This window comes from Allokutzneria albata (genome assembly GCF_900103775.1).
Lineage (GTDB): Bacteria > Actinomycetota > Actinomycetes > Mycobacteriales > Pseudonocardiaceae > Allokutzneria > Allokutzneria albata.
In genome coordinates this window covers 4,513,103-4,527,945 of record NZ_LT629701.1, presented here as the reverse complement: position 1 = coordinate 4,527,945, position 14,843 = coordinate 4,513,103, and the positions used below count along the sequence as shown (strand labels likewise).

At 71.3% G+C, this 14,843-nt stretch carries 17 protein-coding genes and 1 riboswitch; of the genes, 9 read left to right on the top strand and 8 right to left on the bottom strand.

Going from position 1 to position 14,843, the window contains the following annotated elements; all coding sequences use genetic code 11:
- Positions 1-49 precede the first annotated feature (49 nt).
- Positions 50-676, bottom strand: a complete 627-nt coding sequence (locus BLT28_RS20085) for a LysE family translocator (RefSeq protein ID WP_030430465.1) — start codon at positions 674-676, stop codon at positions 50-52.
- Between the two features lie 180 nt (positions 677-856).
- Here BLT28_RS20085 and BLT28_RS20080 point away from each other — a divergent pair, with 180 nt between their 5' ends.
- Positions 857-1,321 carry a GNAT family N-acetyltransferase gene (locus BLT28_RS20080; protein WP_231950351.1) on the top strand — a complete coding sequence of 155 codons (465 nt, stop codon included), beginning with the start codon at positions 857-859 and terminating at the stop codon, positions 1,319-1,321.
- Positions 1,322-1,334: 13 nt separating this feature from the next.
- Here BLT28_RS20080 and BLT28_RS20075 read toward each other — a convergent pair whose 3' ends face one another.
- Positions 1,335-1,802, bottom strand: coding sequence for an Lrp/AsnC family transcriptional regulator (locus BLT28_RS20075; RefSeq protein WP_030430463.1), 468 nt, complete (start codon positions 1,800-1,802; stop codon positions 1,335-1,337).
- A gap of 60 nt (positions 1,803-1,862) precedes the next feature.
- On the opposite strand from BLT28_RS20075, the gene BLT28_RS20070 reads away from it, so the two are divergent.
- Positions 1,863-3,014: a trans-sulfuration enzyme family protein gene (locus BLT28_RS20070; RefSeq protein WP_043812121.1), complete on the top strand. Its 1,152-nt coding sequence runs from the start codon at positions 1,863-1,865 to the stop codon at positions 3,012-3,014.
- Here the strand turns inward: BLT28_RS20070 and BLT28_RS20065 are convergent.
- Positions 2,974-3,552, bottom strand: a complete 579-nt coding sequence (locus BLT28_RS20065) for a TetR/AcrR family transcriptional regulator (protein WP_043812119.1) — start codon at positions 3,550-3,552, stop codon at positions 2,974-2,976. The genes BLT28_RS20070 and BLT28_RS20065 overlap by 41 nt on opposite strands.
- 68 nt (positions 3,553-3,620) lie before the next feature.
- On the opposite strand from BLT28_RS20065, the gene BLT28_RS20060 reads away from it, so the two are divergent.
- Complete coding sequence (locus tag BLT28_RS20060) at positions 3,621-4,586, top strand: NAD-dependent epimerase/dehydratase family protein (protein WP_030430460.1); 966 nt, start codon at positions 3,621-3,623, stop codon at positions 4,584-4,586.
- 103 nt (positions 4,587-4,689) lie between these two features.
- Positions 4,690-5,358: an esterase/lipase family protein gene (locus BLT28_RS20055; RefSeq protein ID WP_030430459.1), complete on the top strand. Its 669-nt coding sequence runs from the start codon at positions 4,690-4,692 to the stop codon at positions 5,356-5,358.
- Here BLT28_RS20055 and BLT28_RS20050 read toward each other — a convergent pair.
- The 4 genes from BLT28_RS20050 to BLT28_RS20035 all read right to left on the bottom strand — a co-directional run bounded on the left by BLT28_RS20050 (position 5,348) and on the right by BLT28_RS20035 (position 8,263).
- Positions 5,348-5,749 carry an NUDIX domain-containing protein gene (locus BLT28_RS20050; RefSeq protein WP_030430458.1) on the bottom strand — a complete coding sequence of 134 codons (402 nt, stop codon included), beginning with the start codon at positions 5,747-5,749 and terminating at the stop codon, positions 5,348-5,350. The genes BLT28_RS20055 and BLT28_RS20050 overlap by 11 nt on opposite strands.
- Positions 5,746-6,285 (bottom strand): DoxX family protein, encoded by a 540-nt coding sequence (locus BLT28_RS20045; RefSeq protein WP_052407487.1) that lies wholly within the window; start codon positions 6,283-6,285, stop codon positions 5,746-5,748. The genes BLT28_RS20050 and BLT28_RS20045 overlap by 4 nt, the downstream gene beginning before the upstream one ends.
- A gap of 1 nt (position 6,286) precedes the next feature.
- Positions 6,287-6,823, bottom strand: a complete 537-nt coding sequence (gene folE / locus BLT28_RS20040) for a GTP cyclohydrolase I (protein ID WP_030430456.1) — start codon at positions 6,821-6,823, stop codon at positions 6,287-6,289.
- A 240-nt stretch (positions 6,824-7,063) separates the two neighbouring features.
- The gene (locus tag BLT28_RS20035; protein WP_231950350.1) at positions 7,064-8,263 is read right to left on the bottom strand and encodes an 8-amino-7-oxononanoate synthase; all 1,200 of its coding nucleotides are present in this window, start codon (positions 8,261-8,263) and stop codon (positions 7,064-7,066) included.
- A gap of 37 nt (positions 8,264-8,300) precedes the next feature.
- Here BLT28_RS20035 and BLT28_RS20030 point away from each other — a divergent pair, with 37 nt between their 5' ends.
- A complete protein-coding gene (locus BLT28_RS20030; RefSeq protein ID WP_030430454.1) occupies positions 8,301-9,545 on the top strand; it encodes a cytochrome P450 in 1,245 nt (414 codons plus the stop codon).
- Here BLT28_RS20030 and BLT28_RS20025 read toward each other — a convergent pair.
- The gene (locus tag BLT28_RS20025; RefSeq protein WP_043812113.1) at positions 9,527-9,886 is read right to left on the bottom strand and encodes a nuclear transport factor 2 family protein; all 360 of its coding nucleotides are present in this window, start codon (positions 9,884-9,886) and stop codon (positions 9,527-9,529) included. The genes BLT28_RS20030 and BLT28_RS20025 overlap by 19 nt on opposite strands.
- A gap of 20 nt (positions 9,887-9,906) precedes the next feature.
- Positions 9,907-10,060, top strand: a riboswitch (cobalamin riboswitch).
- 56 nt (positions 10,061-10,116) lie between these two features.
- On the opposite strand from BLT28_RS20025, the gene BLT28_RS20020 reads away from it, so the two are divergent.
- The 4 genes from BLT28_RS20020 to BLT28_RS20005 are packed head-to-tail and all read left to right on the top strand — an operon-like array spanning position 10,117 to position 14,760.
- Complete coding sequence (locus BLT28_RS20020) at positions 10,117-12,087, top strand: putative cobaltochelatase (RefSeq protein ID WP_030430452.1); 1,971 nt, start codon at positions 10,117-10,119, stop codon at positions 12,085-12,087.
- A gap of 11 nt (positions 12,088-12,098) precedes the next feature.
- The gene (gene cobO / locus BLT28_RS20015) at positions 12,099-12,713 is read left to right on the top strand and encodes a cob(I)yrinic acid a,c-diamide adenosyltransferase (protein WP_030430451.1); all 615 of its coding nucleotides are present in this window, start codon (positions 12,099-12,101) and stop codon (positions 12,711-12,713) included.
- Positions 12,714-12,737: 24 nt separating this feature from the next.
- Positions 12,738-14,129: a cobyrinate a,c-diamide synthase gene (locus BLT28_RS20010; protein WP_052407486.1), complete on the top strand. Its 1,392-nt coding sequence runs from the start codon at positions 12,738-12,740 to the stop codon at positions 14,127-14,129.
- A gap of 13 nt (positions 14,130-14,142) precedes the next feature.
- Positions 14,143-14,760, top strand: coding sequence for a GNAT family N-acetyltransferase (locus BLT28_RS20005; RefSeq protein WP_197683879.1), 618 nt, complete (start codon positions 14,143-14,145; stop codon positions 14,758-14,760).
- Positions 14,761-14,843 lie beyond the last annotated feature (83 nt).

Genomic DNA, 14,843 nt, shown 5'->3' with positions numbered 1-14,843 from the left:
AGAAGAGGCGAGGACGGTCCCTGCAACCGCCCTCGCCTCTTCGCTTTTCTCAGACGACCAGTCCGACCGACATGGTCAGGAAGGCCGTCGCGGAGACCACGTCCAGCGTGGTCAGGACGGCGGGCCGCTGGAGCCTCCCGGAGACCCGCGCCGCGGTGAGCACGATCCCGGTCTCCCACGCCGCCGCGAGCGCGAGGAACACCACGCCGAGCAGGCCGAGCTGGAGCACCGGGCTGCTCGCCGCGCCCATGAACTGCGGCAGGAACGCCAGGCAGAACAGCAGCATCTTCGGGTTGGTGATGTTGCAGACGAAGCCACGCCGGAACGGATTGTCGTTGCAGCGCTTGGCTTCATCGCCGGTTTCCCGGCCGCCGCGCGAGCGCCACACGTCGCGGGCGATGCCCAGCGCCAGGTAGGTCAGGTACGCGGCGCCCAGCCACCGCAGCGCGGTGAGCACGCCCGGGTTGCTCGCGAGCACGACGCCGAGGCCGGAGACCACGAGCGCCACGTGCACCAGGCTCGCGGAGTGGATCCCGGCGAGGGTGAGCAGGCCGGCCCGGGTTCCGGTGCGCACGGAGGTGCGCAGCAGCAGGAAGACGTCGACCCCCGGGGTGATCACGAAGATCACGCTGGCTATGACGAAGACCGGAAGCTGGCTGGTGTCGACGGCGGACATGGCGCACCCCCTTTTGGTGGACAGCTGGCGCGACTCGGTGGCTGGTCGCAGGCAAATTTCTTGGCCTCGATGAGGTTAGCAGAAGATTTTGCGGAATCTTGACGACTTGGCCGTGGTTTCCACCACGTCACCCGGTCGTCACACTGGTTCTTCCGGCCTTGCTCTGGTACGCACGTGCGCGTGACGAAGACAGAGAGGATCCAGCGCAGGGCGACGGGGAACGAGCTCAGCGCGGAGGAGCTGTACCGCATCCTGCGGCTGCGGGTGGACGTGTTCGTGGTGGAGCAGAAGGCGGCGTACCCGGAGCTGGACGGCCGCGACCTCGCGCCGTCGACGGTGCACTTGTGGTGGGAGGCCTCGGACCCCGACTCCGGGGAAGCGTCCGTGCTGGCCTACGTCCGCGTCCTGGACGAGCCCGACGGCAAGGCGCGGATCGGTCGCGTGGTGACGGCGGCGCCCGCGCGGGGGCAGGGGTTGTCGCGCGCGCTGATGGAGGCGGCGCTGGCGGAGATCGGTGACCAGCCCTCGGTGCTCGACGCGCAGACGCAGGTCGCCGGTTTCTACGCGTCGCTGGGCTATCGCGTGGTGGGTGACGAGTTCCTGGACGACGACGGCATTCCCCACGTCCCCATGCACCGCCCCTGAGGACCCGCGGGCGTCAGGGGAGGAGGGGGCCGCCGCGCCAGTGCTGGAAGATCAGGTTGGTGTGCACCAGCGCGACCTCGGTGCGCGCGGTGAACTCGTCCAGCACCAGGCGTTGCAGGTCCGCGGCGCTGCGCGCGGCGACGTGCACCAGGAAGTCGTCCGGCCCCGTCAGGTGGTAGAGCGCACGCGTTTCCGGTTGTGCCAGAACGTGTTCCACGAACGGATCGACCAGCGGGCGGCGGTGCGGCTGCACGCGCACGGACAGGAACGCCTCCAGCGGCCTGCCGAGCTTCGCCGCGTCCACCCGCAGGTCCTGGCCGAGGATCACGCCCGCCTCGCGGAGCCGGTTGACCCGGTCCAGGCAGGTGGACGGCGCGACGCCGACCGCGGCGGCGAGCTCCTTGTTGGAGGTCCGTGCGTCGTTCTGCAGCACTCGCAGGATGTCGAGGTCGACCGAATCCAAGCGAACGTTCGGCATCATTCGCCGAATTATAGCCGGAATGCTTGCTGCTGAGCCGGTTGATCTCCGACGCTGCTGCTCATGCAGCTGGAGACAACGGCCGTGCACGCCGGCCGCGAAGACCTCGTCGACCTCGGCGTCCACGCCGTGCCGCTCGACCTCTCCACGACCTACCCGTCCCGGGACAGCCGGGAGGAGGCGCTCAGGCTGGACGCCTTCGCCTCCGGGGCGCAGCTGCCCGGTGCGCCGATCTACGGCCGCCTCGGGAACCCGACCGTCGCCCGGTTCGAGTCCGCGCTCGCCGCGCTCGAAGGACTGCCCGCCGCCGTGTCCTTCGCCAGCGGGATGGCCGCGTTGTCCGCGTGCCTGCTCGCCGCGGTCTCGTCCGGGCGGCCGCACGTGGTCGCCGTCCGCCCGCTGTACGGGACCAGCGACCACCTGATCGCCTCCGGGCTGCTCGGCAACCAGCTCACCTGGGCCGATCCGGACGGTGTCGCCGCCGCGATCCGGCCGGACACCGGACTGGTGATCGTCGAGACGCCCGCCAACCCGACGCTGAGCGAGATCGACCTGCGCGCGCTCGCCGACGCGTGCGGATCAGTGCCCTTGTTGGTGGACAACACTTTCGCCACTCCGGTGCTGCAACGCCCTGTCGAGTGCGGTGCGTCGATCGTGCTGCACAGCGCGACGAAGTTCCTCGGCGGGCACGGGGATGTGCTCGGCGGCGTGGTCGCGTGCGACGAGTCCTACGCGCGCGTGCTGCGGCAGATCCGCATCGTCACCGGTGGAGTCCTGCACCCGCTCGCCGGATACCTGTTGCTGCGCGGGCTTTCCACGCTTCCCGTGCGCATCAAGGCCCAGTCGGCGAACGCCGGCGAACTCGCCAGGAGGCTGGCCGCGCACCCCGGCGTCCGGCGCGTGCACTACCCGCGGCTGGGTGGTCCGCTGGTGGCCTTCGAGGTGGAGGGCGATCCGCATGCCGTGATCGCCGCCGTCCGGCTGGTGACCCCGGCGGTGAGCCTCGGCAGCGTGGACACGCTCATCCAGCACCCGGCCTCGCTGAGCCACCGCATCGTCGAGGAAGCCGACCGGCACGGCTGCGGTGTGTCGGACCAGCTGCTGCGCATGTCCGTGGGTCTTGAAGACGTCGACGACCTGTGGGACGACCTCGACTCGGCGGTGCTCGCCGCGATCAGCTCCGGTTCTCGATCAGTGCCAGCACCTGCGGGATGACCCGTTCCATCGGGTCGGTGGACTGGAAGGCGCGGCAGAGCACCATCGCGCCTTCCAGGCAGACCAGCATCAGCATCGCGAGGTCGTCGGCGCGCTCCTGCTCGATCCCGTAGGACACCAGGCCCTCGGCGAGCGCGGTCAGCCAGGCCGAGTAGGCGTCCCGGCACGCCGTGGTCAGCGGCGCGGAGGCGGGCACCGAGTCCAGCACCACCGTCGTGATCGGGCAGCCCTCGGTGAAGTCCGAGTCCCGCAGCTGGTCGGCGAAACCCGTGCACATCAACGCGATCCACTCTTCCGGCGTCGGGCTGGCCTCGCGCGCCTGGCGGATCAGGTCGGCCCACTCGCCGATGCACTCGCGCACGCCCGCGACGGCCAGTTCCTCCTTGCCGCCGGGGAACAGGAAGTACAGCGAGCCGCGCGGGGCGCCGCTGTCCTCGATCACCTGCGCCAGGCCGGTGGCGTGGTAGCCCTGCCTGCGCAGCAGCTTGCGCGCGCTGTCGACGATCTTGTCCCGGGAGTCCGACTTGGGTCGTGGCACGCCTTGACTATACCGATCCTCATAGTTTTAAGTATGACGATCGGTCAACTTAGTCGGGGAGGAAGCGCGTGGACGTCTTCGTCACGGGTGGGTCCGGGTTCGTCGGGGGTGCCCTGATCCGGCGCCTGGTCGCGGAGGGGCACGCGGTCCGCGCGTTGGCGCGGAGTGAACGCTCCGCGAGCGCCGTCGCCGCGCTGGGCGCCACGCCGGTGCGCGGCGATCTGGGTGACGTCGACTCCCTGCGCGCGGCGGCTCGCGGCGCGGAGCTGGCGTTCCACTCCGCCGCGCGCGCCACCAGGGTCGGCAGCCGGGCGGAGTTCTTGCTGGACAACGTCGATGGCACTCGTGCGGTGCTGACCGCGTGCCGGGATGCGGGCGTTCGCCGCCTGGTCCACGTGGGTTCGGAAGCGGCGCTTCGCGTCGGCAAGCCCCTGGTGCGCGTGGATGAAACCGTTCCGCTGCAACCGGATTCGCCTGCCGCCTACGCCGCGAGCAAGGCGCGCGCCGAGGCGGAGGTGCTGGGCTTCACGGGGCTGGAGACCGTGGTGCTGCGCCCCTGCATGGTCTGGGGCAAGGGGGACACCACGATCCTGCCCGAACTCGTTTCCGCCGTGCGGGCCGGGAGGTTCGCGTGGATCGGCGGCGGGCGGCACCTCGTGGACGCCACGCACATCGACAACGTGGTCGAGGGTCTGGTGCTCGCCGCGGCGAAGGGCAGGGCGGGCGAGGCGTACTTCGTCACCGACGGGCACCCGGTCGTCTTCCGCGAGTTCGCCACGAAACTGCTTGCCACGCAAGGGATCGCGGAGCCGAAGCGGTCGATGCCGGGCGGCGTGGCGAGAGGCGCGGCCGCGGCGGCGGAGACGGTGTGGGAACTGCTCGGCCTGCGCGGCGCCCCGCCGGTGGACCGGATGTCGGTCTGGGTGTCCGGTCAGGAGGGCACGATCGACATCTCGAAGGCGCGCTCGGAGCTGGGCTACGCGCCGGTGCGGTCGCCGGAGTCCGGGCTGGCCGAGCTGGGCGGACGTGAATGATCCACGGACAGCGACTAATTCCTGGTTGGGAACTCTTGATGGCCGGCTCGGCGGCGGCCGGACTCCGCTAGCTTCGCGGGGCCGGCAGATCGAAGGGAAACACATGCGCAGGTTGATGTCCGTGCTCGTGGCCGTGCTGGCCGCGGTGTCGTTCGCCCCCGCGGCGGGCGCCGCCGCGGGCAAGGCGCCCGTGGTGTTCGTGCACGGGTTCAGCGGGGGATCGTCGGTCCTGTTCAAGGAGATGATCGACAAGTTCAAGGCCGCGGGCTGGGCCGACCGCGAGCTGGTCCGCTGGGACTACGACTGGAAGCAGTCCAACTTCACCACCGCCGAGCAGCTCAAGAAGAAGGTCGACCAGGTGCTCAGGGACACCGGCGCGGCCAAGGTCGACATCGTCGCCCACTCCATGGGCTCGCTGTCCACCAGGTACTACGTCAAGGCGCTCGGCGGCACGGCCAAGACCAAGCGCTGGCTGTCCATCGGCGGGGTCAACCAGGGCGCCGACGTCGCCAAGCTCTGCCCCGGTTTCCTGTTCGACTCGTGCGCCGACATGAAGCCCGGCTCGAAGATGCTCAAGGCGCTCAACGACTCCAGCCCGGCGCCCGCGCCGACGAAGTACCAGACGCTGTCCTCCAGCTGCGACGTGATGGCGCCGGAGTCGAAGGTGAGGATCCCGGGCGTGCCGAACGTGAACGTGGGTTGCTACGAGCACATCTCCATGCCCAAGGGCGACCGCGCGATCACGGAGACGATCAAGTACCTCAAGGGCTGACGGCCCTGGTGATGATGTGCTGGTGGTCGAAGGCCAGGTCCGGCAGATCGGCCAACGGCCACCAGCGCGCCTCCGTCGCGTCCGAGCCGCCGGTCGCCGCGGCGGGCTCGGGCAGGATGAGCAGGTAGGCGATGCTCACGTAGTCCCCCCTCGGATCGCGGCCCGGCGCGTCGAAGCGGCCGACCCAGCGCAGCTCGCCCGCCCGGCACCGCAGCCCGGTCTCCTCGGCGAGCTCGCGCACCGCCGCGTCCACAATGGACTCCCCGGCGTCCACGTGTCCGCCCGGCAGCGCCCAGTGCCCCGCGTACGGCGGCTTCCCGCGCCGGATCAGCAGCACCTGCCACTGCCCGGCACGGGAGGCCACGACCACCAGGTCGGCCGTGATGATCATGAGCCGACCAGCGGGCCGGTGAACACCAGCACGGCGGCGGCGCTGACCACGCCGAGCACCAGGGCCACGAGCGCGGGCCTGGTTCCGCCCGCCGCCCACGGCCGGGAGCGGTCCAGCGAGTACTTCCCCGGGCCGATCGCCGCGACGCACACCGCGATCAGCGCGACCACGATGGGGTACTCGGCACCCCCGTCCTTCGACCAGAACCCGACCGAGGTCAGGGTGACCGCCACCGCGTTGGTCATCACGCCCACCAACGCGGCCGAGGCCAACGGGGTGAGCAGTCCCACGGCCAGCAGCAGCCCGCCGAGCAGCTCGGTCAGTCCGGCGACCACGGCGAGCGGATAGGCCGGGGCGTAGCCGGTGGAGGCGAAGAACGCCGCGGTTCCCTCGAGGCCGCCTCCACCGAACCAGTTGAAGAGCTTCTGCTCGCCCTGCAGCGCCAGGAAGACCCCGACCACCACGCGCAGGGTCAGCACCGCGACGTCGCCGGCCGCGTCGTTCTGCTTCGGGGTGAGGATGGTCAGCGCCTTCATGTCAGGACCGCATGCCGTACTCGTTCAGCAGCGACTGGTCGCCGAGAACGTAGGTGGTGTCCGTGCCGACCGTCTGGTCGCTCGGGCCGCGGCTGCACATGCACATGTGCCTGCCCGTGGAGTGCACCCGGACCGCGCGCGCCCCGCCGGAGGTCATGATCTCCCTGGCGATGTCGGCGACCAGGTCCTCCTGGATCTGGAACCGCTTCGCGTAGGCGTTGACCAGTCTCGGGAACTTGCCGAGCCCGATGATCTTCGTGCCCGGCACGTAGGCGATGTCGATCTTGCCGAAGAACGGCAGGAAGTGGTGCGCGCAGATGGAGAAGTAGTTGATCTCGTGCACCCGGACGACGCCCTGGTGGTCCCCCTCGACCGGGCGAGTGGTCTTGAGCAGCGTCGACGGGTCGATCGAGTAGCCCTCCAGCAGTTCGCGGTAGGCCCGGACGATGCGGTCCTCGCACTCCGGCTCCGCGAACCACCGCACGGCGCGGTCGTCGTCGGTGACGTTGGACTTGATCCACTCAGCGATCGTGGTCATCACGCGTTCCTTCCCGAGGCGGCCAGGGCGGCGGCCGGCAGATGCCGACGATCATGGGCGGGGTGGATGGAGCAGCGATGGAGCTGCGATGGAGCGCACCGCCGCCGCGCGGCGTGCCGGGCCGCTCACCAGCCGTCACTCAAATTCCGGATGCGTGCGAGGTCGCACCGAATGACTCATTCGGTGCGCTCAACCGCCTGAACGAGTCATTCGGTGCGTTGGGAGTCCTCAATGACTCATTCAGTGCGCAACGGCGGCGGGTGGGGCGGTGCGGGTGATGACGTCGACGGCGGTGGTGATCTCGGCGGGAGTGAGGTCGGCGCGAGCGGTCAGGCGGAGGCGGGAGACGCGGTCGGGCACCGAGGGCGGGCGGAAGCAGCCCACGGCGACACCCTCGGCGCGGCACTGCTGCGACCACTCCACGGCTGAGGTGGGGGAGGGGGCGCGGACGGAGACGACGGCCGCCGACGGGGTGCTGCTGGACAGTCCCGCCGCGGCCAGGCGCTCGGCCAGTTCGCGGGCGACGGCCCGGGAGCGGCCCGGCAGGGCGGGGTCGGCGCGGATGATCCGGAGCGCGGCGAGAGCGGCGCCGACGGTGCTGGGCGCCAAGCCGGTGTCGAAGATGAAGCTCCGCGCGGTGTCCACCAGGTGCGCGATCACCCGCGGCGACGCCAACACGGCTCCGCCCTGCGCGCCAAGGGATTTCGAGAGCGTGGTGGTGACGACGACGTCGGGGGCGCCCGCGAGTCCGGCGGCCGTGACGGCACCCGCGCCGTTGCCGATCACGCCGAGCCCGTGCGCGTCGTCCACCACGAGCCCGGCGCCGTGGTCCCGGCACGCGGCCGCGAGCGCGGACAGGGGAGCCAGATCGCCGTCGACCGAGAAGACGGAGTCGGTCACCACGAGGGCTCGCTTGCGCGTGCGGTTGGCCAGCACGTCGCGGAAGGCGGACACATCGCGATGCGGCACCACAACGGTCTCCGTGCGGGACAACCGCGCGCCGTCGATCAGCGAGGCGTGGTTGTACTCGTCGGTGATCAGGACGGTTCCCGGGCCGGACAACGCCGCGAGCACGCCGAGGTTGGCCGCGTAGCCGGTGGAGAACACCAGGGCGGCGGGGAAACCGCAGAACTCCGCCAGCTCTGCTTCCAGTTCGGCGTGCAGTTCCGTCGTGCCGGTCACCAGGCGGGAGCCGGTCGCGCCCGCGCCCCAACGAAGCGCGGCGTCCGCGGCCGCCCGCGTGACCCGGGGATCGCGGGTGAGGCCGAGGTAGTCGTTGCTCGCGAGGTCGAGCACGGTCGCCGATTCCGGCCGGGGTCGCAGCGTTCGGCTCAGTCCGGCCTTGGCCCGTGCGGCCGAACGGGTGTCCAGCCAGTCGAACGTGGCAGTGCCAGTGCTCGACCCCGCAAGCGGGTCTTCGGCTCCAGTGCTCAAGCTCACGGCGGCAGTGTCGCATCGTCCGGTTACGGTCGTGCCCGTGCGGGCGGCGGCGGACGTGGGAGTCGGGTTCGGCTTGTTCGACCCCGGCTTCGTCGCCAACCCCGAAGCACCGCTCGCGCGGCTGCGTGAGGACGCCCCGGTCCAGCGCGACCCGGAGACCGGACTGTGGCTCGTCAGCAGGCATTCCGATATCCGCGCGGTGCTCGCGGACCCGGAGGCTTTCCGGCCCGACAACGCGCTGACCGCGGTGACACCGCTGCCCGTTCCGACGCTGCGGATGCTTGCCCGGGCGGGGTTCGCCCTGCCGCCGACCCTGGCCAACAACGGCACGGAGAGCCACGCCGGTCTCCGTCGCGTCGTCGCGTCGTTCCTCACCCCGTCGCAGGTCGACCGCGCCATGGAGCTGACCCGTCGCCTCGTCGCGGACGGCGTGGGCCGGGCTCGGCGGCACCTGGCGGAGAACGGCCAGTGCGACCTCGTCGAGCTGATCGCGCGCGACCTGCCGTGCTCGGTGCTGCTGCATGTGCTCGGGATCGGCGACGTGGATCTGCCCGTGCTCAAGGCATGGAGCCGCGCGTCGCTGGAGTTGTTCTGGGGCAACCCCGATCCGGAACGGCAACGGCGGCTCGCCGAGGAGGCTGCCGAGTTCCACCAGTGGCTCACCGCGCGGGTCAGGGCCGCCAAGCCGGACGATCCGGACCTGTTCGGCGCGTTGGTGGCACACCGCAAACCGGACGAACGCCCGCTGCGCACCGTCGAGGCGGTCGGCGTCTGTTACTTCTTGTTGATCGCAGGACAAGAGACGACGACCCAGCTGCTGAGCACTTTGCTGCGCCGGTGCATCGAACGCCCGGAACTGTGGCAGCGGCTCGCCGCCGGCGAAGCGGGACTCGCGGCGGACTGCGTCGAGGAGGTCCTGCGCCGCGAGCCACCGGTGATCACCTGGCGGCGGGTGACCGCCAAGGCGACCAGCGTCGGGGGCGTGGAGCTACCCGCGGGCGCGCAGCTGTTGCTGATGCTCGCGGGCAGCGGCTCCGACCCGGAGGTGTTCGCCGAGCCGGAGCGGTTGTGCCCGGGGCGCGAGGGAGCGCGGCGGCACCTGGCTTTCGGCTACGGCAGGCACTTCTGCCTCGGCGCCGGGTTGGCGCGCGCGGAGGCGGCCGTGGTGCTGGACGCCGTCGCCCGCGCGCTGCCCGGCCTCCGCCTGCTGGAGCCCGATCCGCCGATGCTGGGGTTGCTGTCCTTCCGCGCGCCCACGCGGCTTCAGGTGGCCCGCGCGTAGGTGCCGTGCCCGAAGACGATCTTGCCGTCCGCGAAGGCCAGGATCTCGTTGACCAGGTTCCCCCGCTCGTTGCGGTAGTTGATCACGATCGTGTCCAGGCCGAGGTAGACGCCCTCCACGGTGAAGCGCAGGTCCGGCAGGAACTCCAGGCCCTTCTGCCAGTACTCGCGCAGCGCCGCCTTGCCGACGACGCGGCCGTCACCGCCCAGCAGCCGCGCCGCGACCGGTGAGTGGAACACCACGTCGTCGGCGTAGTGCTCCAAGATCAGGTCGAGGTCGTGGGAGTTCCACCGCCGCTCCCAGTCGCGGGCGAATTCCTCGGCGAAGTCCATGTCAATCATGTGGCATCCCTATCAGCCGGAATCCGCACCGTCGCGGTGTTTTCCCACTGTGTGTGATGATGCTGGGGACGACGCAAGGGGAGCGCGAGGAAACCGGTGCGAATCCGGTGCGGTCCCGCCACTGTGACCGGAGCGATCCGGGAGCCAGGAACTCAACCCCCTTGCCGGGTGCGCGGCCGCGCACCCGACCCCCTACCCGGGCGTGGACACCCGAGGAAGGAACTGCGCTGGTGACCGCTCGTTATCCGTTCTCCGCCGTCGTGGGGCACGAGGACCTGAGGCTGGGACTGCTGCTCAACGCGGTGCACCCGGGCATCGGCGGCGTCCTGGTCCGCGGTGAGAAGGGCACGGCCAAGTCGACCATCGTGCGGGGGCTCGCGGCGCTGCTGCCCGCGCTGGACGCGGTGCGCGACTGCCGCTTCGCCTGTGATCCGCATCGCCCCGACCCCGGCTGCCCGGACGGCCCGCACGAGGCCGGTGCGTCGACGACGACCAAGCCGTCCAGCCTGGTGGAGCTGCCGGTCGGGGCCACCGAGGACCGCCTCGTCGGCTCGCTCGACCTGGAGCGCGCGCTGACCGAGGGCGTGCGCGCCTATCAACCAGGCTTGCTGGCGGCAGCCCACCGTGGCGTGCTCTACGTCGACGAGGTCAATCTGCTGCACGACCACTTGGTGGACCTGCTGCTCGACGCCGCGGCGATGGGGCGGGCGCACGTGGAGCGCGACGGCGTCTCGGTGTCGCACGCTTCGTCCTTCCTGTTGGTGGGCACGATGAACCCGGAGGAGGGCGAGCTGCGACCACAGCTGCTCGACCGCTTCGGGCTGACCGTCCAGGTCAACGCTTCGCGCGATGTCGCCACCCGGACCGAGGTCGTGCGCCGCCGCCTCGCCTACGAGGCCGACCCCGTGGGCTTCGCGCAGCAGTGGGAAAAGGCCGACGCGGAGCTGGCGGAGAGCATCGTCGCCGCCCGAGCCGCGCTTCCCGGGATCGCGTTGCCGGACACCGAACTCCGGCGTATCGCAGCGGTGTGCGCGGCCTTCGAAGTGGACGGCATGCGTGCTGACCTCGTGGTGGCGCGAACCGCGATCGCGCACGCGGCGTGGCGCGGTGGGGACGCGGTCACCGAGGCTGATGTGGAGGTCGCGGTCCGGCTCGCGCTGCCGCACCGCCGTCGCCGCGATCCGTTCGACGAGCCGGGGCTGGACTCCGAGCAGCTGGAACAGGCCCTCAGGGACGCCGCGGAGCAGGCAGAAGCGCCCGAACCGCCGGACGACGACGGGCCGGGCGGGGGCGGTGGTGCTCCGCGAGGCGAAGGGCGGCAGCAGAAACAGGAGCGGCCGGAGCAGCCGGAGCAGGGCAGCGGTGGCGGTGAGCAGCCACCAGCCAAGCCCGCGCAGCAGTTCCGCCCACGCCTGCTCCAAGTCCCTGGGCTGGGCGAAGGCGCGCCGGGTCGTCGTTCCCGATCGCGCTCCTCCTCGGGCCGCGTGGTCCGTTCATCCACTGTGGACGGACATGGGGTGCACCTGACCGCGACCGTTCAGGCTGCCGCGCCGCATCAGCACACGCGCGGGCGCAGCGGCTCCGGCCTCGAACTCCGCTCCGGGGATCTCCGCCGTGCGGTGCGGGAAGGCCGCGAGGGAAACCTGGTGCTGTTCGCGGTGGACGCGTCCGGCTCGATGGCGGCGCGGGCGCGGATGTCGGCGGTGACCGGCGCGGTCCTGTCGTTGCTGCGCGATGCCTATCAGCGTCGGGACAAGGTCGGCCTGATCACGTTCCGGGGCCGCGAGGCCGAGGTCGCGTTGCCACCGACGTCCTCTGTGGACGCTGCCGCGACGAGGCTGCGCGGGCTTCGCACCGGAGGCCGCACACCGCTCGCGCACGGGTTGCTCGCCGCGCGCAAGCTCCTTGCGGCGGAACGCCTTCGCGATCCGCGTCGTCGGCCGCTCCTGGTGCTCGTCACCGACGGGCGGGCTACCGTGCCCGCGAGCCAGCGCGGTGACGCGTTGCACGACGCGATGCGCGCGGCCGCGCTGCTCGAAGCCGACGGTGTGGCGAGCGTTGTCGTGGACTGCGAGAACGGCGTCGTGCGGCTGGGGTTGCCCGACCGCCTCGCGATCGCACTGGGGGGAACCTGCCTCCAGCTCGCCGAACTGTCCGCCGAGAACGTGGCCGGAGTCGTCCGCGCCGCTCGCGCCGCGTAGGAGGATTCGCTGTGCCACAAGGACAACCCACCGTCGTTCCGGCCGATGGCAAGACCACGCGCCAGCGCAGGAACAGGCCCCTCGTCGTGGTGCACACGGGCGTGATGAAGGGCAAGTCCACGGCCGCTTTCGGGCTCGCGTTGCGCGGGTGGAACCAGGGCTGGGACATCGGTGTTTTCCAGTTCGTCAAGTCCGCCAAGTGGAAGGTCGGCGAGGAGGCGGCCTTCCGCGCGCTCGGCAGGCTGCACGAGGACACCGGTCAGGGCGGCCCCGTCGAGTGGCACAAGATGGGCGAGGGCTGGTCCTGGGCGCGGAAGAAGGGCTCGGAGGAGGATCACGCGGAGGCGGCGCGGGATGGCTGGCGGGAGATCGCCCGCCGCATCGCGGAGCAGCGGCACGACCTCTACGTGCTCGACGAGTTCACCTATCCGCTGCACTGGGGCTGGATCGACGTGGACGAGGTCGTCGCCACGCTGGCCGAGCGCCCCGGACACCAGCACGTGGTGATCACCGGCCGCAACGCCCCGGCCGCCCTGATCGACGCCGCCGACCTCGTGGTGGAGATGACCAAGGTGAAGCACCCCATGGACGCGGGCCAGAAGGGCCAGAAGGGCATCGAGTGGTGAGCGCCGGCGCTGGGGCGGTCCTCCATGAGCGGGGGTAGGACGCACGTGAAGACCGGGGAACCCCGTGGGCTGGTGGCGCGGGTGGTGCTCGCGGCTCCGGGGTCGGGGTGCGGGAAGACGACGGCGGCCACGGGGTTGATCGCCGCGCTGCGCCGGGCCGGGCACCGCGTCGCGCCGTTCAAGGTCGGCCCGGACTACATCGATCCCGGCTACCACTCGATCGCGGCGGGGCGGCCCGGCCGCAACCTGGATCCGGTCCTGGTCGGCGAGGAGCTGATCGCCCCGCTGTTCGCGCACGGCTCCGCGGACGCCGACATCGCGGTGATCGAGGGCGTGATGGGCCTGTTCGACGGCAAGTCCGGCACGCCGAGCTTCGGCTCGACGGCGCACGTGGCGAAGCTGCTCGACGCGCCCGTGGTGCTCGTCGTCGACGCGCGGGGCCAGGGGCGCAGCCTTGCCGCGCTGCTGCACGGGTTCCGCGGCTTCGACGCCGAGGTCCGCCTGGCGGGAGTGCTGCTCAACAACGTGGGTTCCCCGCACCACGAACAGGTCCTCCGCGATGCGTGCGACGAGGTGGGCCTCGACGTGGTCGGCTGCCTCCCGCGCCGACAGCAGCTCGACGTGCCTTCGCGGCACCTCGGCCTGGTCACCGCCGTCGAGCACGGAGCCGCCGCACTCGACGCCGTCGCCGCGATGGGCGATCTCATCGCCGAGTCGGTTGACCTGGACGCCGTGGTCCGACTCGCGCGATCGGCTCCGCGTCGGGGAGCGGCGCCGTGGAAGTCCACTGTGGATGATCCGGTGACCGGCCGTCCGGTTGTCGCGGTCGCCGGTGGGCGGGCGTTCACCTTCGGTTACGCGGAGCACCTCGAGCTGCTGCGGGCGGCCGGCGCCGAGGTCGTGTCCTTCGACCCGCTGCGCGACGAGCGCTTGCCGGACGGCACCGCGGGGCTGCTCCTCCCCGGCGGGTTCCCGGAGCAGCACGCCGCCGAGCTGAGCGCGAACTCGTTGCTGCGCAAGGAAGTGGCGGCGCTCGCGGCCTCGGGGAAGCCGGTGCACGCGGAGTGCGGCGGGCTGCTCTACCTCGCGCGCAGCCTCGACGGCCTGCCGATGTGCGGGGTGCTCGACGCCGAAGCGGAGATGACCTCGCGGCTCACGCTCGGCTACCGGGACGCCGTCACCGCGACGGACTCGCCGGTGGGCGGGACGGGTGAACGCCGGACCGGGCACGAGTTCCACCGCACCCGCATCACTCCCGGAGCGGGTGACCAGCCCGCGTGGTTCTGGCGCGATCGCGAGGGCCGTCCGGTTCGCGAGGGTTTCGTGCTCAACCGCGTGCACGCCTCCTACCTGCACACACATCCCGCCGCCGCACCGGAGTCCGTGCGGCGCTTCGTGGAGCGCTGCGTGATGTGACACGGTGTCGGACGTGGAGCACGTTGATCCGCCCGCCCAGATGCGCATCGACGCCGACGACCCGTTCGCGCTGGCGCACGTCGTCTGCGTGATGCCGCTGGTCGTCCTGCGTACCCGGCGTACGGTGCTCCGGCCGTTCCGGGTCACCGACGCCGCTGACGTCGCCGAAGGTGTCGACGACGAGGTGCTGCGGTGGATTCCGCTGCCCGAGCCCTACGACGAGTCCGCCGCGCTGACCTGGTGCGCCGAGCAGTCCCACCACGTCCGGCTCTCCGGCGAGGGGCAGAGCTGGGCGATCTGCGATCCGGAGACCGATCGCTTCCTCGCCACCATCGGGCTGACCAGGACCCGGTGGGAGCACCGCGTGACCGAGGTCGGCTACTGGGCCGCCCCGCACGCCCGCGGCCGGGGCTTCGTCGCGGAGGCCGTACGGATGGTGGCGGAGTGGGCGCTGCGCGAGGTCGACTTCGCGCGCGTGGAGCTGCGCGCCGCGGTCGGGAACACCGCGTCGCAGCGGGTCGCGGAGAAGGCCGGGTTCACCCGCGAGGGCGTACTCCGCAACGCCGACCGGCACCGCGGCCGCCAACACGATCTTGTTTCATGGTCGCTCGTCCCCGCGGATCTTGACTGATAGTGGCCGGTTCGGCGCCGAAAGTGACCAGGCTCGTAAGCCGATCATCGGTGGCGGTACCGTCATCGCCACTACCACCAGCA

Excerpts from the sequence above, each read along its gene's own strand:
- BLT28_RS20085 (WP_030430465.1), bottom strand. The coding sequence starts at position 676 with ATGTCCGCCGTCGACACCAGCCAGCTTCCGGTCTTCGTCATAGCCAGC.
- BLT28_RS20075 (WP_030430463.1), bottom strand. The coding sequence starts at position 1,802 with ATGATGCCGAACGTTCGCTTGGATTCGGTCGACCTCGACATCCTGCGA.
- BLT28_RS20070 (WP_043812121.1), top strand. The coding sequence starts at position 1,863 with ATGCAGCTGGAGACAACGGCCGTGCACGCCGGCCGCGAAGACCTCGTC.
- BLT28_RS20055 (WP_030430459.1), top strand. The coding sequence starts at position 4,690 with ATGCGCAGGTTGATGTCCGTGCTCGTGGCCGTGCTGGCCGCGGTGTCG.
- BLT28_RS20050 (WP_030430458.1), bottom strand. The coding sequence starts at position 5,749 with ATGATCATCACGGCCGACCTGGTGGTCGTGGCCTCCCGTGCCGGGCAG.
- BLT28_RS20045 (WP_052407487.1), bottom strand. The coding sequence starts at position 6,285 with ATGAAGGCGCTGACCATCCTCACCCCGAAGCAGAACGACGCGGCCGGC.
- folE (WP_030430456.1), bottom strand. The coding sequence starts at position 6,823 with ATGACCACGATCGCTGAGTGGATCAAGTCCAACGTCACCGACGACGAC.
- BLT28_RS20025 (WP_043812113.1), bottom strand. The coding sequence starts at position 9,886 with ATGATTGACATGGACTTCGCCGAGGAATTCGCCCGCGACTGGGAGCGG.
- BLT28_RS20010 (WP_052407486.1), top strand. The coding sequence starts at position 12,738 with ATGAGCGGGGGTAGGACGCACGTGAAGACCGGGGAACCCCGTGGGCTG.